Source organism: Vulcanococcus sp. DEBay_Sum29NL08_54 (assembly GCF_017859255.1).
Lineage (GTDB): Bacteria > Cyanobacteriota > Cyanobacteriia > PCC-6307 > Cyanobiaceae > Vulcanococcus.
In genome coordinates this window covers 23,865-42,116 of the sequence record NZ_JAFMNJ010000005.1, presented here as the reverse complement: position 1 = coordinate 42,116, position 18,252 = coordinate 23,865, and the positions used below count along the sequence as shown (strand labels likewise).

The 18,252-nt window shown below is 66.1% G+C and carries 22 protein-coding genes and 1 tRNA gene; 13 read left to right on the top strand and 10 right to left on the bottom strand.

Translation table 11 applies throughout. The features are described from left to right. Complete coding sequence (locus QZ186_RS03000; RefSeq protein WP_296415737.1) at positions 1 to 1,308, bottom strand: SpoIID/LytB domain-containing protein; 1,308 nt, start codon at positions 1,306 to 1,308, stop codon at positions 1 to 3. A gap of 102 nt (positions 1,309 to 1,410) precedes the next feature. Between QZ186_RS03000 and rnz the strand changes: the two genes are divergently transcribed. After that, positions 1,411 to 2,361 (top strand): ribonuclease Z, encoded by a 951-nt coding sequence (rnz, locus tag QZ186_RS02995; RefSeq protein WP_296415736.1) that lies wholly within the window; start codon positions 1,411 to 1,413, stop codon positions 2,359 to 2,361. A gap of 106 nt (positions 2,362 to 2,467) precedes the next feature. Then, on the top strand, positions 2,468 to 2,977 hold the full coding sequence (gene psbV, locus QZ186_RS02990; RefSeq protein ID WP_010315401.1) for a photosystem II cytochrome c-550: 510 nt from the start codon (positions 2,468 to 2,470) through the stop codon (positions 2,975 to 2,977). 65 nt (positions 2,978 to 3,042) lie between these two features. On the opposite strand, the gene QZ186_RS02985 is transcribed toward psbV, so the two are convergent. The 4 genes from QZ186_RS02985 to serA form a co-directional block, all read right to left on the bottom strand. Beyond that, positions 3,043 to 3,405, bottom strand: a complete 363-nt coding sequence (locus QZ186_RS02985) for a hypothetical protein (protein WP_296415734.1) — start codon at positions 3,403 to 3,405, stop codon at positions 3,043 to 3,045. A 133-nt stretch (positions 3,406 to 3,538) separates the two neighbouring features. After that, the gene (locus QZ186_RS02980) at positions 3,539 to 3,838 is read right to left on the bottom strand and encodes a ferredoxin (protein WP_010310832.1); all 300 of its coding nucleotides are present in this window, start codon (positions 3,836 to 3,838) and stop codon (positions 3,539 to 3,541) included. 179 nt (positions 3,839 to 4,017) lie between these two features. Next, on the bottom strand, positions 4,018 to 4,929 hold the full coding sequence (gene prmA, locus QZ186_RS02975; RefSeq protein WP_296415733.1) for a 50S ribosomal protein L11 methyltransferase: 912 nt from the start codon (positions 4,927 to 4,929) through the stop codon (positions 4,018 to 4,020). Between the two features lie 5 nt (positions 4,930 to 4,934). Further along, positions 4,935 to 6,521 carry a phosphoglycerate dehydrogenase gene (gene serA / locus QZ186_RS02970; RefSeq protein ID WP_247477158.1) on the bottom strand — a complete coding sequence of 529 codons (1,587 nt, stop codon included), beginning with the start codon at positions 6,519 to 6,521 and terminating at the stop codon, positions 4,935 to 4,937. A gap of 107 nt (positions 6,522 to 6,628) precedes the next feature. On the opposite strand from serA, the gene QZ186_RS02965 reads away from it, so the two are divergent. From QZ186_RS02965 to QZ186_RS02940, 6 genes are all read left to right on the top strand, one after another. After that, positions 6,629 to 7,132, top strand: a complete 504-nt coding sequence (locus tag QZ186_RS02965; protein ID WP_010315393.1) for a hypothetical protein — start codon at positions 6,629 to 6,631, stop codon at positions 7,130 to 7,132. A 10-nt stretch (positions 7,133 to 7,142) separates the two neighbouring features. Beyond that, complete coding sequence (locus QZ186_RS02960) at positions 7,143 to 7,925, top strand: photosystem II S4 domain protein (protein ID WP_296415731.1); 783 nt, start codon at positions 7,143 to 7,145, stop codon at positions 7,923 to 7,925. Positions 7,926 to 7,965: 40 nt separating this feature from the next. Beyond that, positions 7,966 to 8,037: transfer RNA gene (locus QZ186_RS02955), tRNA-Val, on the top strand. Positions 8,038 to 8,067: 30 nt separating this feature from the next. After that, positions 8,068 to 9,447, top strand: coding sequence for a UDP-N-acetylmuramoyl-L-alanine--D-glutamate ligase (gene murD / locus QZ186_RS02950; RefSeq protein WP_296415730.1), 1,380 nt, complete (start codon positions 8,068 to 8,070; stop codon positions 9,445 to 9,447). Between the two features lie 47 nt (positions 9,448 to 9,494). Further along, complete coding sequence (locus QZ186_RS02945) at positions 9,495 to 9,953, top strand: EVE domain-containing protein (RefSeq protein WP_010315388.1); 459 nt, start codon at positions 9,495 to 9,497, stop codon at positions 9,951 to 9,953. Continuing rightward, complete coding sequence (locus QZ186_RS02940) at positions 9,950 to 10,711, top strand: hypothetical protein (protein ID WP_296415728.1); 762 nt, start codon at positions 9,950 to 9,952, stop codon at positions 10,709 to 10,711. The genes QZ186_RS02945 and QZ186_RS02940 overlap by 4 nt, the downstream gene beginning before the upstream one ends. Here QZ186_RS02940 and QZ186_RS02935 read toward each other — a convergent pair. Beyond that, on the bottom strand, positions 10,692 to 10,919 hold the full coding sequence (locus tag QZ186_RS02935; RefSeq protein ID WP_010315385.1) for a DUF2811 domain-containing protein: 228 nt from the start codon (positions 10,917 to 10,919) through the stop codon (positions 10,692 to 10,694). The genes QZ186_RS02940 and QZ186_RS02935 overlap by 20 nt on opposite strands. A gap of 358 nt (positions 10,920 to 11,277) precedes the next feature. On the opposite strand from QZ186_RS02935, the gene QZ186_RS02930 reads away from it, so the two are divergent. Next, the gene (locus QZ186_RS02930) at positions 11,278 to 12,156 is read left to right on the top strand and encodes an NAD(P)-dependent oxidoreductase (RefSeq protein ID WP_296415726.1); all 879 of its coding nucleotides are present in this window, start codon (positions 11,278 to 11,280) and stop codon (positions 12,154 to 12,156) included. Here QZ186_RS02930 and QZ186_RS02925 read toward each other — a convergent pair. From QZ186_RS02925 to QZ186_RS02915, 3 genes are read right to left on the bottom strand one after another with little or no spacing between them, the layout of a single operon-like run. Next, a complete protein-coding gene (locus QZ186_RS02925) occupies positions 12,119 to 12,496 on the bottom strand; it encodes a DUF1818 family protein (protein ID WP_296415725.1) in 378 nt (125 codons plus the stop codon). The two genes, QZ186_RS02930 and QZ186_RS02925, sit on opposite strands and share 38 nt — an antisense overlap. Positions 12,497 to 12,523: 27 nt before the next feature. After that, entirely contained in the window at positions 12,524 to 12,754 is a 231-nt protein-coding gene (locus QZ186_RS02920; RefSeq protein WP_010315379.1) for a DNA-directed RNA polymerase subunit omega, read from the bottom strand. Positions 12,755 to 12,757: 3 nt separating this feature from the next. After that, positions 12,758 to 13,063 carry a hypothetical protein gene (locus QZ186_RS02915; RefSeq protein ID WP_010315376.1) on the bottom strand — a complete coding sequence of 102 codons (306 nt, stop codon included), beginning with the start codon at positions 13,061 to 13,063 and terminating at the stop codon, positions 12,758 to 12,760. Between the two features lie 86 nt (positions 13,064 to 13,149). On the opposite strand from QZ186_RS02915, the gene QZ186_RS02910 reads away from it, so the two are divergent. The 3 genes from QZ186_RS02910 (at position 13,150) to QZ186_RS02900 (ending at position 15,877) form a co-directional block, all read left to right on the top strand. Next, the gene (locus QZ186_RS02910) at positions 13,150 to 14,703 is read left to right on the top strand and encodes an Hsp70 family protein (protein ID WP_296415722.1); all 1,554 of its coding nucleotides are present in this window, start codon (positions 13,150 to 13,152) and stop codon (positions 14,701 to 14,703) included. Between the two features lie 80 nt (positions 14,704 to 14,783). Next, a complete protein-coding gene (locus tag QZ186_RS02905) occupies positions 14,784 to 15,614 on the top strand; it encodes a hypothetical protein (RefSeq protein ID WP_247477144.1) in 831 nt (276 codons plus the stop codon). Positions 15,615 to 15,655: 41 nt separating this feature from the next. Beyond that, positions 15,656 to 15,877 carry a ferredoxin-thioredoxin reductase variable chain gene (locus QZ186_RS02900; RefSeq protein ID WP_010315371.1) on the top strand — a complete coding sequence of 74 codons (222 nt, stop codon included), beginning with the start codon at positions 15,656 to 15,658 and terminating at the stop codon, positions 15,875 to 15,877. Between the two features lie 9 nt (positions 15,878 to 15,886). Here the strand turns inward: QZ186_RS02900 and pyrR are convergent, their stop codons facing one another. Next, positions 15,887 to 16,429, bottom strand: coding sequence for a bifunctional pyr operon transcriptional regulator/uracil phosphoribosyltransferase PyrR (pyrR, locus tag QZ186_RS02895; RefSeq protein WP_010315369.1), 543 nt, complete (start codon positions 16,427 to 16,429; stop codon positions 15,887 to 15,889). A 239-nt stretch (positions 16,430 to 16,668) separates the two neighbouring features. Between pyrR and gpmI the strand changes: the two genes are divergently transcribed. Next, positions 16,669 to 18,240 carry a 2,3-bisphosphoglycerate-independent phosphoglycerate mutase gene (gene gpmI, locus QZ186_RS02890; protein WP_296415718.1) on the top strand — a complete coding sequence of 524 codons (1,572 nt, stop codon included), beginning with the start codon at positions 16,669 to 16,671 and terminating at the stop codon, positions 18,238 to 18,240. Positions 18,241 to 18,252 lie beyond the last annotated feature (12 nt).

Genomic DNA, 18,252 nt, shown 5'->3' with positions numbered 1-18,252 from the left:
TCACAAACGGGGGGCCATCGCCTGCCATGCCTCCGGCTTTAAGCCTGGCTGAGGTCTGGCCCGTTGCGCCAGGGCCCCATAGGACTCCAGCTGCACGCCGCGGTAGTAGTGGCGCAGGATCGCCTCAAAACTCTCGCCCCGCTGGGCCAAAGCCAGGGCCCCCCACTGGCTCATGCCGATGCCGTGGCCATAGCCGCGGCCGACGGCCACCAGCTGAACAGCCGCCCCCGGCAGTGGACGGGCCTGGGGCAGGGAGAAGGCCGGCAGCGGCGGCGGTGGTGCCGGCCAACCCAGGGGGGCATGACTGGCCGTCAAGCCGAACGGCTCAACGCTGGAGGTCTTGGTCGGGGCCAACTCAAAGCGAACCCAGGTGCTGCGCAGGCCCAGGCGGCTCCGGAGTTGGGCACCGCTCAGCAGCACCTGCTGGCCGCCGCGACCGACCGCACGCGCCTGCTTGACCCGGCCGGTGGGCGTTCTGGACAGGACCTCAATCGCCAGGACCTGATCGAGCTCGGGGAACGCCCGGCGCAACAGGGGCCCATCGAGGGGCTTGCTCCACTGGTGCACCGGCGAGGCATGGTCGAAGTCGGGGACACTGACCAGATAGGGCAGATGGCGGGTCCAGAGGTCCCCGCTGCTCTCGGTTGCTCCACCGCTGCTGCTGTGGAAGACCGCATCAATCAGGGCGTCGCCAAAGGTCAGGACCAGACCGCGGGTCTGGTTGACCGCCCCCCAGGTGCTGGCGGTTTCCGCCTCCACCCCCTTGTAGACCTGGCTGGCCACGGTGGCCTTGAGGTCGAAGGCCGCAGCCGGCTTGCGCGCCTTCAGGGCGTAGGTGCGGGCTGCCACCGCCTGGGCCTTCAGGGCCGCCTCGGGCCAACTGGCTGGCATCTCACTGCCGACCACGCTGGGGAGATAGGTCTCCACGGGCACGTGGTTGACCACCTGCAGCTGGCCCCCCTGACGCCGCAGCTGCAGGCGGCCGCGGTAGTGACGCGCTCCAAGCCAGAGGCCTGGATCACGATCCGGCCCCTGGGCTTCAGGCACCGCCTCGAACCACAGCTCCTTCTGCTGGCGCTGCGCCTCAAAACGCAGCTCAGCCCCGGACGGCTCCAGTCCCAGCTGCTGACCGCGCTCATCCAGGACCCGCAGGCCACCCGAGGGTGAAGCGGCCCTAAGGCGCAGGCTGGGGGCCTCCAGCACCAACACCCGCAACCAGGGCTCCGCCGCGCGCAATGGGGCCACGGCCATCGCCATGCAGATCCCCGCAACCAGGGCGGCGAGTTGGGGATGGGTGCGCCGCGGCATCGACCCCAAGGGGAAAGGCAGGCCATTGTGACCAGCCCGGGCGAGCCCTGCCAGCCCCGCCGTGGCACGATCAATCCAGAGAGACCGGGGAGAACACCGGCCGTGCAGGTCACCTTCCTCGGCACCAGCTCGGGAGTCCCTACGCGAGCCCGCAATGTGTCAGCGGTGGCCCTGCGCCTGCCGCAGCGGGCGGAGATCTGGCTGTTTGATTGCGGCGAGGGCACCCAGCATCAGTTCCTGCGCAGTGAGCTGCGGGTCAGCCAGCTGCGTCGGGTGTTCATCACCCACATGCACGGCGACCACACCTTTGGCCTGCCGGGCCTGCTGGCCAGCCTCGGGCTGGCCGGGACCTGCAACGGCATCGACCTCTACGGACCGGATCCCCTGCGGGACTACCTCGAGGGGGTGATGCGCACCTCCTCCATGCGCATTGGCTATCCCCTGCGCAGCCATCGGGTCAAAGAGGCAGCCCGCACTGGAGCGCTGCTGCTGGATGACGACGACATCACCGTGCGCTGCACCGCGCTGATCCACCGGGTGCCGGCCTTCGCCTACCGGGTGGAGCAGAAGCCCCGCCCTGGACGCTTTGACGTGGAACAGGCCAAAGCCCTGGGAATCCCCCCTGGGCCGATCTACGCCGAGCTCAAGGCCGGCCGCAGCGTCACCCTGGAGGACGGCCGGATCATCAACGGGGAAGCCCTCTGCGGCCCCGACCGTCCGGGTTGCAGCGTCGTCTACTGCACCGACACCGTCTTCAGCGAAGCGGCCGTGGAGCTGGCCGCCGGCGCCGACCTGCTGATCCACGAGAGCACCTTCGCCCATGCCGAGGCCGAAATGGCCTTCGCCAAACAGCACTCCACCAGCACCATGGCCGCCCAAACCGCCCTGGCGGCTGGGGTCAAGCAGCTCGCCCTGACCCACCTCAGCCCGCGCTACGTGCCCGGCAATCCCGTCACCCCAGATGACCTCTTGGCGGAGGCCCAGGCGATCTTCCCCAACACGCTGCTGGCGAAGGATTTCCTAACCCTCGAGGTCGCCGCCCAGGAGCCCTAGGCCTGCAACAGTTCGTGAGTGCCTTGGCCGCGGTCAACCAGCGGGCCCGTCAGCCGTGATACAAGAACTCAGGCGCGTTTTAAACGCCACGTCGCCGGCTTTTTCGATGGCCTCTGTTTTCTCCTCTGCACTCCGGTCCTTGGCCCGGCTGATGCTTCTGCCCCTGGCTCTGCTGGTGGGTCTTGCCGGCCCTGCCCAGGCCGCCCAGTGGACTGCTGAGCAGCTCACCGTGCCCGCTGATGCCGCAGGCACAACCGTGACCTTCAGCGAGCAGGAAGTCAACGCAGGTCGTAAGACCTTCAACAACAGCTGCGGCGTCTGCCACGCCGGCGGCATCACCAAGACCAACCACAACGTTGGCCTCGACCCCGAGACCCTGGCCCTGGCCACCCCGGCCCGTGACAACGTTGAGGCCCTGGTCGACTACATGAAGGACCCGACCAGCTACGACGGCGAATACAGCATTGCCGACGTGCACCCCAGCATCCGCAGCAGCGACGTCTTCGTGCAGATGCGGAACATGAACGACGAAGACCTGCGCCTGATGGCCGGCTTCATCCTGACCGCTCCCAAAGTGCTTGGTCCCCAGTGGGGCGGCGGCAAGATCTACTTCTGATCTCGCTTCAACCTCAACGACTGCAAAGCCCCGCCATCACGGCGGGGCTTTTTTTATGCCCCAGATCAGGCCGCCTCCGGCGGCGTGAGGTTGCTGGGATCGAAGGAGGTGGGCTGCTTGCTGTACCACCACTCCTGCAGGGGCGCACTGAGGCGCTGGGAGAAAAGCGTCAGCACGGTCTGAGTGGGCCTGGAACCCGGCTGCAGCAGCTCCACCGCATAGGAGGGGCACCGGCGGGCCGCCAGGTCAGGGACGAAGCGCTTGCCCACACGACGCCAGCTGGGCTCCTTGCTGCGCCAGGAGAGCCGGCAGCAGGGCCAGGGCAGCTCCTCACGGTCAAACAGCCGGCAGCAGGGGCCAACCACCCGAAAGCTGTACTGCGCACCAGGACTGGTGTGCTCGCTACCTGGCGCATACACCTCTTGCACCTGAGGAAGGGTTGAACCCGAGGCTGAGGCAGTCACAACGGCAGGCGGGGACTAAAGACAAAAAAACCACCCCGGGGGGTGGTTCTGAAAGCACAAAGAGACGGGGCGTGAACGGGCACGCCCCGGGTCGAGCTCAGTACAGCTCTTCTTCGGCGTGGGTCTTGATGGTGCAGTCGCTGGTGGGGTAAGCCACGCAGGTCAGAACGAAGCCAGCTTCGATCTGGTCGTCGTCGAGGAAGCTCTGGTCGGACTGGTCGACGGTGCCAGCGGTGATCTTGCCGGCGCAGGTGCTGCAAGCACCAGCACGGCAGGAGTAGGGGAGATCGATGCCCTGCTCTTCAGCGGCGTCGAGGATGTACTGGTCGTCGGGAACCTCGATGGTCTTGTTGAGGCCCTCTGCCTCGCTGATGAGGGTGACCTTGTAGGAAGCCATGAAAGGAATGGGGCTCACAGGCTCCTGGACAAAACACCCAGGCCCTGTAGGACGGACCCTTCCTACATCCGACAAGGGCAGTTCCTGGGGTTTCGAGGGGATCTCAAGGCGAAGCCCAATGGGAAGCATGGGCACACATCAGCGTGACTTATGCAACAAGCCACGGTTTCGGATTTTTGTCAGGAGCGCCTGATGGTCATCAGTCCCCACTGACTCTGCTGGGCGCTGAGCTCAGCGCTCCAGCCCTGCTCCGCCAGAACCTGCTGCAAGCGGGGGGCCTGACTGACCAGCAGTCCACTGAGCAGGCCCAGGCCCTCGGGGGCCAGAACGGTGTCAAAGGCTGGACAGAGGGCCTCGATCACCGGGGCCAGGATGTTGCAGAGCAGCAGGTCAGCAGGACGCCCCTCCAGCAGCTCCGCCAGGCGTTCAATTGAGCCCAGGTCCACCTGGAACTGCTCGGCAAACCCACTCACCACGGCGTTGTCTCGGGTGGCGCGCACCGCCAGCGAGTCCGTGTCGGCTGCAGCCACGCTGCCGGCGCCCTCGAGCAGGGAGGCAATGCCCAAGATCCCGCTGCCGCAGCCCAGGTCAGCCACACGAATGGGCCCCAAGCTTCCGCCGCGCTCATCCGCCAGCTGCTCGATCGCCTCGAGGCAGAGCCTTGTTGTGGGATGGCTGCCGGTGCCAAAGGCACTGCCGGGGTCCATCCGGATGACCTGGCGGTGGGCGTGCTCGGGAGGCAGCTCCAGCCAGGCGGGAAGGATCAACAGGCGCTCACCGACGGGATCGGGTTCCCAGTGCTGCTTCCAGCTCAGGCTCCAGTCCTCGTCGTCCTGCTCAAACCAGTGGATGGTCGGCAGGGTCAAGCCAAAGGTCTCGGCCAGGGGCTGCAGGGCCTGCTCCAGCTGCTGCCGTTCACTCTCCGGCCAATCGGACGCGGGCAGCCAGGCCACCAACTTCCGGTCCTGGGGCTGGTCGGGGCTATGGCGCAGAGCCACCCTGGGAATCCCCAGGGCGTTGAGCTTCCAGGTCAGCGATTCCTCGAGTTCCGGAAGCGCGAGCAGCTCAAGCCGCCACCAAGCCAAGGCCATCGGGGTCAGAGGGTGACGGGGTGCGCCTGCTGAATGCCCTCAATGGCATGGATCCCCGCCAGGAGATCGGCAGGCAGGGGGTCATCCAGGCTCAGGACCATCACGGCATCACCGCGCACGATCCGGCGGCCCACCTGCATCGAGGCGATGTTGACGTTGTGCTCGCCCAGGACCGAGCCGATGTGGCCAATGATTCCGGGCATGTCGCGGTGACGGGTGAAGAGCATGTGCTTGCTCGGGGTCACGCTCACCGGGAACTCATCGATCGTGGTCACCCGCAGCTCGCCATCGGCGAAGACCGCACCGGTGACGACATGGCTGCCGTTGGCGCCCTTGGCGGTGAGCTGCAGCGAACCACCGGCGAAGTCGCGGGCGGCGTCATCTTTGACCTCGACCACGTGGATGCCGCGCTCCTTGGCCTCCAGGCCGGCATTCACAAAGTTGATCGAATCCCCCAGGGCGGTGGAGAGCAGGCCCTTCTGGGAGGCAATCACCAGGGGCTGGGCGGGGTGGTTGGCGAATTCGCCCTGGAGACGCACCTCCAACTCACTGATCTGGCCGCCGGCCAGCTGGCTCACCAACTGACCCAGGATCTCGGCCAGCTGCAGGTGGGGCTTCAGGCGCTCCATCACCTCGGCGTTCAAGCCGGGGATGTTCACGGCACTGCGGGCGGGAAGACCGAGCAGGACATCGCGGATCTGCTCCGCCACATCCACCGCCACGTTCTCCTGGGCCTCTTCGGTGGATGCCCCCAGGTGGGGGGTCAGGATCAGCCGCTCGCTCACCTTGCGCAGGGGGCTATCGGCGGCCAGGGGCTCCTTGGCGTAGACGTCCAGTGCTGCACCGGCGATGACGCCGTTCTCGACCGCCTCAGCCAGGGCCGCTTCATCGATGATTCCGCCCCGGGCGCAGTTCACGATGCGCGCGGTGGGCTTCATCGTCCGCAGCAGTTCCGCGTTCACCAGGTTTTCGGTGTCCGGGGTGCGGGGGAGGTGGAGGCTGACGTAATCGGCTTCAGCGAACAGGGCCGGCAGCTCCTGCAGACGCACCTGCATCTGCTGGGCCCGCTCCGCCGAGACGAAGGGGTCGTAGGCCATCACGTCCATCCCCATCGCCTTCGCGACCCGGGCAACGTGGGAGCCGATCTTGCCCAGGCCAACCACGCCCAGCTTTTTCTTATAGAGCTCGTTTCCGACGTACTTCTTGCGGTCCCAGCCACCGGCCATGGTGCTGCCGTGGGCGTGGGGCACGTGCCGGGAGAGCGAGAGCATCAGTGCCAGTGCATGCTCGGCGGCCGCAATGGTGTTGCCCTCGGGAGAGTTCACGACGATCACGCCGCGCTTGGTGGCCGCCGGGACATCGACGTTGTCGACCCCCACACCGGCCCGGCCAATGATCCGCAGCTTGGAGGCGGCCTCGATGATGTCCGCGGTCACCGTGGTGCCCGAACGAATCATCAAGGCGTCGTAGTCGCCAATGATCGACTTCAGCTCTTCAGGCGGCAGGCCCGTTCGCACATCCACCTGGGCCACCTGAGAGAGGATGTCGATCCCTGTTTGATCGATGGGATCGGATACCAGAACCTTCGTCATGACCCGGCGGGGTGGAGCGGCCGGAGGTGAAGTGTAGAGAGGGACCTTGAAGCCGCCACAACGGCCGGCCGCAGCATGGAGAATCGGCTGGTCTGAAGCGTGACTCCGTGGGCAGCAGCGTGGTGGTGGTGCTCTCGTCGCGAAAGCGACTGCACCAACTCAAGGAACAGTTGGCCTCCCTCAGCCCTGCCCCGGTGCGTCTCGTCGCCGTGGGGACTGGAGAAACCGCGATGGCCGAGGTGGATGAGCTGAACCCCTCGATCGCCCGCAAACGGCGCCAAAAAGGGATGGCCACCTGGCTGATGCCCTTTGGTTTCTTCGCCGGCGTGACCTTCACCTTCATGACGGACCTCGACACCTTTGCCTTTGCCGGAGAGGTGGGCTCCCATCTGATCGGCGGCCTGCTGGGTTTGGGCTCAGGCCTGATGGGGAGCTACGCCGCGGCGGCCAGCGTGAGCTCCGACAGCGACGACCGCATCCGCGCCCTGCGCAATCGCCTCGAGGAGGGCAACTGGCTGCTACTGCTGGAAACCGCCACCGGCGTCGAGGTGCCCTGGACCCGGCTCAAGGAGGCCAATCCCCAGAGCGTGGTGCGGCTCGGCGACAACTAGGAGCGCGCCGATGCTGCCCCGTGATCAACTGCTGCAGGGCTGTCGCAACCCCGAGGCCATGGGGGCGCTCATCGGCCTGGCGGAGCAGGCCCTGCGCACCTGGGAACCCGTTTGGAGTGACTTCCTCGCCGCTGACCTCCTCGAGGAGGCGCAAGAGCGGCTCGGCAGCCTGACCGAGCTGACCCTCTCCAGCGACGGCGGCTGGCCCCAGGCGGAGCGCCGCAGGTTGCTGTTGCGGCGCGTCGAGATCAGCGACGGCGAACGACCAGAAGCCCCCCTGCAGGGGCTCGTGATCACGGGGAACTTCCTGTTTGATCCAGCCGAACCCTTGGATGTGCGCCAAGGCCTGATCCAGGCCGGAGCCCAAGCGGGGGACCTCGGCGACATCTGGATGCGGGGTGACCGCGGCGCCCAACTGATCCTGCGGCAGGAAGTCGCAGAGGCCTGGGGGGGACGAACAGCTCTGGTGCGCAGCGTGGAGATCAGCACTGAGGCCGTGGCCGTCAGCGCCCTGCAACTCCCCGCCAGCCGCACCCCGAAGCAACTCAGCAGCGTCGAAGCCTCACTGCGCCTGGATGCCGTGGCCTCTGCGGGGCTTGGGGTGTCCCGCAGCAAGATGGCCGACTGGATCCGGGCGGGGGCCGTTCGGGTGAATTGGTCCGTCATCACCAGCCCCAGCCGAGAGCTCAAGCAGGGCGACCGGGTCCGCCTCGATGGCCGAGGGGAGCTGGAGATCCTCGAGATTCAGCCCACCAAACGGGAACGCTGGCGCCTGGTGATGCAAAGACGCTGATCCACCGACTGCTAGGTTCCTCAAGCCGAAAGGCTTCTGAGGGCGATTAGCTCAGAGGTAGAGCACTACCTTGACACGGTAGGAGTCACTGGTTCGATTCCAGTATCGCCCACTTTTTAATTCGCTCCCGAGCATCAAGGCCATGCCAGTGACCGTGGTTCTCGGGCTGGGCCGATCGGGTCTTGGGGCCGCACGCTTACTGGCACGGCAGGGAGCCAACGTTCTGGTGCTGGAAAGCGGCCAGGGGGCTGAGCATCAGCGCAAGGCCGAGAAGCTCCGCGGCGAAGGGATCGCGGTGGAGCTGGGCAAGCCCCTGGCACCAGAAAGTTTTGAGCCGCTCCTGGGGGACTGTGAACGGGTGATCGTCAGCCCGGGCATCCGTTGGGATCACCCGACCTTGATCTGGCTGCGGCAGCAAGGAATCCCCACCAACGGTGAGATCAGCACCGCCTGGGAAGCCAGCGGTTCGACCCCTTGGATTGGCATCACCGGGACCAACGGCAAGACCACGGTCACCCATCTGGTCGCTCACCTGCTCAAGCAGGGGGGCATCGACGCGCCGATGTGCGGCAATGTCGGCCACTCCGCCGCGGAGTTAGCCCTCGAACGTTTCTCTGACAGGCAGACCCGCCCCCAGGCCCTGGTGGTGGAACTGAGCAGCTATCAAATCGAATCCGCCCCGGAGCTGGCTCCGGCCATCGGCCTCTGGACCACGCTGACTCCGGATCATCTGGAGCGGCACGGAACGCTCGAGAACTACAGAGCCATCAAACGGGGACTGCTGGAGCGCTCTGCGATCCAAGTGCTGAATGGGGATGACCCTGACCTCTGCGCGCACGCCGCCACCTGGCCGAACGCCCGCTGGATCACCGCGGCATCCCGGGAGGCGGCCCTGGCCAAAGGAATCGACCCCTGGCTTTGGATCGAGGGGAATCAGGTCATGCAGCGCAGCGGCGCCCTACTCCCAGCCAACGCCCTGGCCATGCCGGGGGCCCATAACCGCCAGAACATGCTGATGGCCCTGGCCGTGGGATTGGAGCTGGGCCTCAGCGGCCCGGCGATGGAAGCGGCCCTGCGGGCCTTCCCCGGCGTCCCCCACCGACTCGAGCTGATCCGCAGCCTCGATGGGGTCGACTGGATCAACGACAGCAAAGCCACCAACTACGACGCCGCCGAAGTGGCCCTGCGGGCCGTCGAAGGTCCCCTTGTGGCCCTGGCCGGCGGGGAGGCCAAGCAGGGCGATGCCAGCGCCTGGATCGCGGCGCTTCAACGCAGCGCCAAGGCCGTTGTGCTCTTCGGTGCCGCCCAATCCCACTTCCAAGAGCTGCTGCTCTCCGGCGGGTACACCGGCGTGATCCAGTGCTGCGACGCGCTCCCTGAAGCGGTGGCTGCGGCACGACAGCTCAGCCAACGGGAACACTGCCGAGCTGTCCTGCTCTCACCGGCCTGCGCCAGCTTCGATCAATACCGCGACTTTGAAGCGCGAGGCGAGCATTTCCGCTCCCTGACCGAGGGCCTCTAGGGGCCTGAACAACCGCCTTACACTCGCGGCCAACGGGACGAGCAGCCTTGGCCTACTGGCTGATGAAGAGTGAGCCGGATGTCTATGGCATCCAGCATCTCCAGCGCGAGGGCACAACGCTGTGGGATGGCATTCGCAACTATCAAGCGCGCAATTTCATGCGCTCGATGTCGATCGGCGATCGCGCTTTCTTCTATCACTCCAACGCCAAACCACCGGGCATTGTCGGGATGATGGAAGTGATCGAGACCGGGATCACTGACCCCTCTCAATTCGATTCAGAGAACAAATACTTCGACCCCAAATCCAAACCGGAAGCACCCCGCTGGGACTGTGTTCGCCTGAAGTACGTCGGCACCTTTGGCGCCATGCTGAGCCTTGATGCCCTGCGGGAGCAGTTCAGCGTCGAGGAGCTGCCGGTGGTGCGCAACGGCAATCGTCTTTCGATCCTGCCGGTCCCTGATGCCAGCGCTGAGCGGCTCCTTGCCCTCCTCGGACCCCTTTGAAGCAAGCCCAGATCAAGCCGGGGCGAGCCTTGCTCGACAGCCTCAGCCAACTGAGGGCCCACCCGCGGATTGTTCTGGGATTTACCGCCAGCCTGTTTGGCCTGCATCTGTTGGGTTGGGTCTTGTTCGGCCTGGGGGAAGCCATCAGCAACGCTGGACTCTCCCTACTGATCCGGCTGATCGGGATTGCGCTGTATGCCATCAGCCTGATCTGGTTGATCGATGGCCTCACCCGAGCGGGATTGGATCTCAGTCGCGGCCTGGCCCCCAAGGCCGACGCCCTCTACCGCTGGCACGGTGCCTGCAGCTGGCACCTCACCCGGGGGGTCCTGCGCCTCACCGCCGCCCTCAGCTTGATCGTGTTGACGAGCTTTCTGAGCTGGTCCCTGCTGCTGCTGATTGCTGAGCCTCTGGCGCCCCTGCCCCTGGTGGTTGGCGTCGTCCTCGGGGGGGGACTCGCCCTCAGTCAGCTCTTCAACGCCTGCCTAGTGGTGGCGGAAGGCCTCGGAGCGACCCAAGCCTTCCGGGCAGGCTTTGTGCTGCTGGAGCAGCAAGGGCCGGGGCTGCTGGCTCTCTCGGCGGTGCTGCTGGCCATCACAGGCCTGCCCTTCATCCTGGGCCTCCTGAGTGAACTGCTCTGGGATGGCTCGGGCCTGCTGATCACCTGCGCGGTGGTGGTGCCATCCCTCTGCCTGATGGCCACGACCGTGACCAACAGCTATGTCCAATGGCGCCGGATCAGGCGAGGGGCTCGCTGAAGCGCGATTGCTGCGGGAAGAGGTTTGCCAGATAGCAACGGGTGATCTCACGGGTCTGCACGCCGTTCTGGACCAGAAAGCCGGCCAGGGCCGCCTGGAAGAGGCGGTATTGGTCCCAGTTGGGGTGGGCCTCAATGAAGCCCTGCATGGACTGAAGCAGGGGCTCGGGAACCTCAGCGCACATGCTCACCGTGCCAGTTGCTTCCATGCCGTTCCTGCGGTCGATGAGCACTAGTTCCCCACAACGCGAGGGAACGGTCAACACCGCCCTGATCGAGCCATTCCCAGGGGATCTCAGGGCTAGATCACAGCAGCCCGAGCGGGTTTGCACCCCGCAGCGGGGAGCGAGCCAGCACCCCTGTCAGGCCCCCAGGGCTTGTCAACAGGGCTTGCCGAATTGATGGCCGTTCTCCCCAGGCGACTGCGGCGACTGCCCGCTGGTGCCCTCAGGCTGTGGAAAACCAGTGCAAAACCCTGGGGAAGAGGCGCGCTCGGCTGGGAGAAAAACGGAGATCAGCAGTCCTGATCAGAGCGATGATCTCATCAGCAATCTCACCCCTGCCGCCATGGCCATCGCCCTGTTTGGAACCGGCCTGCTGGGGGGTGCGATCGCCCGGCGGCTCCTCGAGGGTGAGCAGGAGCTCTGGGTCTGGAACCGCTCGCCGGAGCGCTGCCAAGACTTGATCCAGGCGGGAGCCCGCAGCGCCGCCACGGCCCGGGAGGTGGCCGAGCAGGCGGACTGGCTGATCACCGTGCTGAGCGATGGACCCAGCACCTCGGCACTGCTTCTCGGGGACCTGGATCAGCAGCTCGACGGCCGCACCGTGATCCAAATCGCCACGATCGGCCCCGAGGAAAGCCAGGCCCTGGCCGATGGTGTGGCAGCGCGCGGAGGGCGCTACCTGGAAGCTCCGGTCCTGGGCAGCAAACCGGAAGCCCTCCTCGGCCGGCTGCAACTGATGGCGGGAGGCGAGCCTGCGGTCTTTGCCGCGGCCCAACCGATCCTGACCCAACTCAGCGAAGCCCCCAGGCGGCTTGGGGCCGTGGGCAGCGCCATGGCCTGCAAGCTGGCCCTCAACCAGCTCATCGCCAGCCTCACCCATGCCTTCAGCCTCTCGCTGCATCTGGTGCAGCGCAGCGGGGTGGAGGTGGAGGCCTTCATGGAGATCCTGCGCGGAAGTGCCCTCTACGCCCCCACCTTCGACAAGAAACTGGAGCGGGAACTCGCGGGCGACTACGGCAACCCCAACTTCCCTACGGCCCACCTGCGCAAGGACCTCGCCCTCTTCCTCGAGGCCACGCAAGCCGCAGGACTGAATGGCGACGGGCTCGAAGGACTCCTGCACCTGCTGCAAGGCTCCACTGCAGCGGGCCTCGATGGGCTGGATTACTGCGCCCTGCACGCCCTCACGGCTGGCCATGGAGCTGAGAGAGCGCCGCGGTAAAGCCAGCGGCTGCCTCCCGGCTCCAGCTGCCCTCGATCGCCCGCTGCCCCGGCCCAGGGGTGAGCATCACCCGCAACGCCCAGCCCTGGCGGTCGCCATCGAGGGCCATCCACCAGCCCTCCCGTTCGAGCTCAAGCTCGATCGCTTCTTCGGCCATCAGTTGATCGATCAGCTGACGGTGCTGGTCGATGAGCGCGCCCAGGCCATCGCGGAGGCTGCAGGCTTCGGCCTCACTGAGCTCCACCGCCCAGCCATCCCCACCGATCAACACAGAAAAAGGGTGACGGCCGGCATCCCATGCCAACCGCCACCCTTCTCCTTCGCGTTCAATCACGGTCACCCGGGAGCGAACCGCATCCGTTGAGGCTCAACCAGGAAGCAGATCGGGCTGGTCCTGCTCGTCGCTCAGCTCGATGATGGCGCGCTGCACGGGCTTCACCATCGAATCCTCCAGCAGACCGTCGAAGTCATCGAAACGACGCTGCTTGGCGCGGAAGGCGATGCGGACGGTGGTCAGGTAGCGGTTGCTGGACTGCCGAACGAGATTCTCAGCGCGCTGCGCGAGCTCTTTGGGGCTGACGTTGACGCCGAGATACATGCACTATTCGCCGATCGACTCATCGTAGGTCAGCAGACTGCTGGATAAGGGAACGCTGACGGGGAAGACCATCGGCTCCTCCCCAGCCACCACCAGACGAATCTCGCGGGCCAGCTGAAGCGCCTCCAGCGGCGGCCTCAGTAGATCGATCACGCCACAGACCATGGCGCGGTGGGCGAGATCCCTGCACTCGATCCGCAAGGAGCCCCAACCGCGGGACAGCCGCGCGGCCAGGAGAGGATCCAGGCGACGCGCCTGCTCGGGGTCCTCCCGATAGAACGACCACAGGGCAACAGCAACCCGCTCCATGACCCAAGACAAGTCCCGCTTGTCTCACCATGAAGTCTGGTTTTGCGTCACCCTCTTAGACGGCAGTTTCCCTTCAGCTTTGGCCAATGGCCGGCACCCTTGCCATTGACCTCGGCAGCACCACCACGGTGGTGGCCCATCAAGGCGCCGGCGATCAGAGCGCCTGCCTGCTGCCGCTGCCGCCCTTCAGCAGTGCCGATCCTGTCGTCATCCCCAGCCTGATCTGGCTGGCGGATCGGGAGACCCGCCAACCGCTGATTGGACGGCAGGTCGTCGAAGGGGGACTCCTGGAGCAGGACGGGCCCCAGCTGCAGCGGGACTTCAAACGTCTGATCGGTCAACCCAGCAGCGAGACCAGTGCCAGCTGGCTGAGCCCAGAACAAAGCGGGCGCCTGCTGCTGGAGCAGATCTGGTCCCATCTACCGGAGGCCCTTGCACCGGATCGGCTGGTGCTGACCGCACCGATCGATGGCTACCGGGGCTACCGACAGTGGCTGCTGGAGGCCGTCGAGGCCATGGACGTCCCTGATGTGGCCCTGGTGGATGAGCCCACCGCTGCGGCCATCGGCGCAGGCCTCCCCCCGGGCAGCCGTGTGCTGGTGGTCGACGTGGGCGGGGGCACCACCGACCTGTCGCTGGTGGCGCTGCCGGGCGGCGAGGGCCGGGCAGCACCCATCGCCCAACTGCTGCGCTTTGGCGGCCGGACCCTCAACAACAGCCAGCAAACCCTGCGGACCGCCGAGGTCCTGGGGAAGGCCGGACTGGCCATCGGCGGCCGCGATCTCGACCGCTGGATTGCGGCCCATCTCTGCCCGGATTGGACCAGCCCGCCGCGGGGACTGCTCGAGGTCTGCGAAAGGCTCAAGTGCGAATTGAGCGAAGCGGAGGAGGCGCTGGCGCTCTGGACGCCCCAGGACGCCGGCGCCATCCCGCTGCGGCTGCAGCGGGCGGAGCTCCAGCAACTGCTCGAGGAGCGGGGGCTGCTGAGCCTGTTGGACGACTTGCTGGAGACCGTTCTGGCGGCAGCGCGGGCCGCGGGCGTGCAAGCCGAGGACATTGATGCGGTTCTGCCCGTGGGGGGAAGCGCCCAGATCCCCTTGATTCGCGACTGGATCCAGCAACGGCTCCCGGGCATCCCCCTGCGGGGGAGCCGCCCCGTGGAAGCCGTGGCCCTGGGCGCCTTGAGCCTGACCCCCGGTGTTCGCATCAAAGATGTGCTCAGCCAAGGGGTCTCCCTGCGTTGCTGGGATCAGCGCAGCGCTGAACATCGCTGGCATCCGCTGTTCGTGGCGGGCCAGAGCTGGCCGATCGAGCAACCCCTGACCATCCGCCTGTCCTGCAGCCAGGCCGAGCAGAGCGCCCTGGAACTGGTGCTGGGCGAACCCCAAGCCGAGGAGCGCAGCGAAGTCGTCTTTGTCGATGGCCTGCCGGTCCTGCGCCGCAACAGCGCCGGATCCGCCCGGGTCCAGGCCTGGCCGCAGGCTCCTGTCCAGATTCCCCTGAGCCCCTGCGGCAGTCCCGGCGAGGACCGCATCGAGCTGCGGTTTTGGATCGATTCGGCCTGCCACCTGCAGGTTGAGCCTTTGGATCTACAGACCCAAATCCGCCAAAGCACGATCGATTTGGGGGCGGTCCGCTAGGCCGGCTCGAACTCTGCCCCTGGCCGCGTGATCACTGGAAGGTCGCTGCATAGAACGGAGCTGGACTCCAGACCCGCCACTTGGCCATCCGCCGACACCGGCTTCCGCGTTTTTGGCTGGTGCTCACCTTGGGCTTGGTGGCATCGGGGGTTGGCGCGGCCTACTGGTGGGAGAAACAACTTCCCACTCGGCTCGATCAAGCGGCCAAAGCCGGGCGACTGGATGACTGCCTGCTCTTTGGCGAACAGCTCTCAGCCCTGCGCTGGCTCGGGGGCCAAGCCCCCTTGGAACTCAGCCGCTGCCGCCGGCTGAAAGCCGAACAGCTCTGGCTGGCCCAACAACCAGCCCAGGCTCTGCAACTGCAGCGTCTGCTCGTCAACTCCGGCAACAGCACCCCGGAGGACCAACAGCGCCTGCTGACTTGGCAACAGCAACTGGAGACCGAAGCCCTGTCCCTCTACCGCCGCGGACAACTGGATCGGGCCTTGGCGGTGCTCAAGAGCCTGAATGCCGACCAAAACCCCCAAGGCACTGCCCTGGGCGATCAACTCCGTGAGGACTGGAGCCGAAACCGGTTTCAAAAGGAGCGCGCTGCCCGGCTGATCCCCCAAGAGCGCTGGTGGGAAGCCCTCGATGCCCTCAATCGCATCGAACATCCCTGGTGGAAACAACACACCCAAGCCCTACGCCAACAGGTCGAGGGGGGAATCGAGGGGCTGCGCAAGCGCGACCACGGCGAGCACGACTCCCATGGAGGCCTGGGCTCCAACGTCCCCGAGGCCCAGCTCAGCCGACTCGTCAGCCAGAAGCTCAGCCAAGGGCTGGATGACTGGCAAGCCTTCAGCCAAGCCTGCGCCGAACTGGGGGGACAGGTCATCGAGGATGGGCCCGAGACAGCCTGCAGGCGTTAATCACGCGTGACAGGATGGCCACCACTTCAGGGCGATCCTTCATGCAGGCGGGAGATCAAGTCACGGTCAGCCAGAGCGTTGTGGTCTTCCACCACCCGCAGCACCGCGGCCAGGCCTTCGATCTCAAGGGCCAGCAGGGGGAGGTCTTCCAGGTCCTGAACGACTACAAGGGCCGCACCATCAGCCCGACCATGCCGGTGATCGTGGCCTTCGGAAAGTTCCGCGCCCACTTCCGCGCCGATGAACTTGAGGCGGTGGCCTGAGGGCCAGCCCTAGGGCTCACCTTTTAAGAGGAACACCCCCTCTTCGCCGTCGATCCCCTTGAGGCAGAGGGCGATCAGCTCCTGGCGGTTCGTTGGCACCACGCGACCACAGAAGTCCGGCTGAATCGGCAGCTCCCGGTGGCCGCGGTCCACCATCGCCAGCAGCGAAACCCGCTTGGGACGGCCCCAGGCCTGCAGAGCCTCAAGGGCAGCGCGCACGGTGCGCCCCGTGAAAATCACGTCATCCACCAGCACCACCTCCTTGCCATCGAGGCTCGACGGCAAGGAGGTCGGCGTCACCAGGCGTGTACCGACGCGATCCAGGTCATCGCGGTGAAAGGTGGGATCGACGCTGCCGCAGTCCACCGGATGCCCCGAGAGCTGCTCCAGCAACTGAGCCAAAACCTCGGCCAAGGCAACCCCTCGGGTTGGGATACCCAGCAAGACCAGATCGCGGCTGTCATCGACGCTCTCCAGCACCTGGGAGGCCAAGCGGTTCAGGGTCCGTCCCAACTCAACCGCTGACAGGATTTCAACGCGATCAACGGCCATGGGTCTCAGAAGGGAGCGCGATGGGCGTGGGAACCCATGGTGTAGCCAAAAGCTGACGCAACCATGCTGAGGACTGGCTCAGCGCAAGGCAAGAGGTAGGTTGGACCCATCTGGTCGTGCAGGGAAAGGCGGGGTTTTATCGGGTGACAGCCATACCGTCCACCGAATCGAGCTCGCACAACGCGGGGACCGCAGCAGGTCCTTCGCAGTCCTCCCAGAACGGAGCGATTGCGCCTGTTGTGCTCTGCATCCTGGATGGATGGGGCTACCGCCACGACGACAGCCATAACGCCATCCGGGCGGCCCAAACCCCGGTGATGGATGCCCTTTGGCATGCCTATCCCCACACCCTGATCGAAGCCAGCGGCGCCGATGTCGGCCTCCCGGACGATCAGATGGGCAACTCGGAAGTCGGTCACCTGACCATCGGCGCCGGCCGCATCATTCGCCAGGAACTGGTGCGCATCAGCCAGGCCGTGCGCGACGGCAGCATCGCTGAGAACGCAGAACTCAACGCCCTGGCCGATCAACTCCGGGCTAGTGGCAAGACGCTGCATCTGATCGGCCTCTGCTCCGACGGTGGCGTCCATAGCCACATCGACCACCTGGGGGGCCTGCTGCAATGGGCCAAGGCCCGCGGCCTCAAGGAGGTCTGCATCCACGCCATCACCGATGGCCGTGACACCCCGCCGCAAAGCGCCGAGCCTTTCCTCAACACGATCGAAGCCCAGATCGAGAAGGCAGGAATCGGCCGGATCAGCACCCTCTGCGGGCGCTACTGGGCGATGGATCGTGACAACCGCTGGGAGCGCACCGAAAAGGCCTACCGCCTGCTCACCGAAGAGGGAACGATCAGCGAACTCTCGCCCCAGGAGGTCCTGAAGGCGTCCTACGGCGAGGAGATCTACGACGAATTCCTCGAGCCCACCCGACTGGCTCCCGGCGCGATCGAATCCGGGGACGGTGTGGTGCTGTTCAACTTCCGCCCTGACCGCGTCCGTCAGCTGGTCAAAGCGCTTGTGGTGGAAGGCTTCGATGGCTTTGAGCGGACGTTCATCCCCGACCTCAACGTCGTTACCTTCACCCAATACGAAGCCGGCCTGCCGGTGAGCGTGGCCTTCCCCCCTGAGTCCCTTGATGGTCTGCTGGGTCAGGTGGTCTCCGAAGCCGGGCTGCGGCAGTTCCGCACTGCAGAAACCGAGAAGTACCCCCACGTCACCTACTTCATGAATGGGGGCATCGAGCAGCCCTACCCCGGCGAGGACCGTCACCTGGTCCCCTCCCCTCGCGTCGCCACCTACGACCAGGCTCCAGCGATGTCCGCCGAGCAGCTGACCGACAACTGCATCTCCGCGGTCAACAAAGGGATTTACTCCCTGGTGGTGATCAACTACGCCAACCCCGACATGGTGGGGCACACCGGGGCGATGGAAGCCACCGTTGAAGCCATCGGCGCAGTCGACCGGAGCGTGGGCCGCCTGCTGGAGGCCACCAACCGCATGGGCGGCACCCTGATCGTCACCGCCGACCACGGCAACGCCGAGCTGATGGAAGGCCCCGATGGCCTGCCCTGGACCGCCCACACCACCAACCCCGTCCCCTTGATCCTTGTGGAGGGAGAAAAGCGCAAGATCCCCGGCCACGGCACCGCCGTCGAACTGCGCAGTGGTGGTGGCCTGGCGGATGTGGCCCCGACCCTGCTGGAGATCCTGGGCCTGGAGCAGCCGAGCCGTATGACTGGCGCCTCCCTGATCACGCCCCTGGGCAGCCCAAGCCAACCGAGCCGCATCCCTCAGACCCTCGGCGTCTAGTCACTGCCTAGG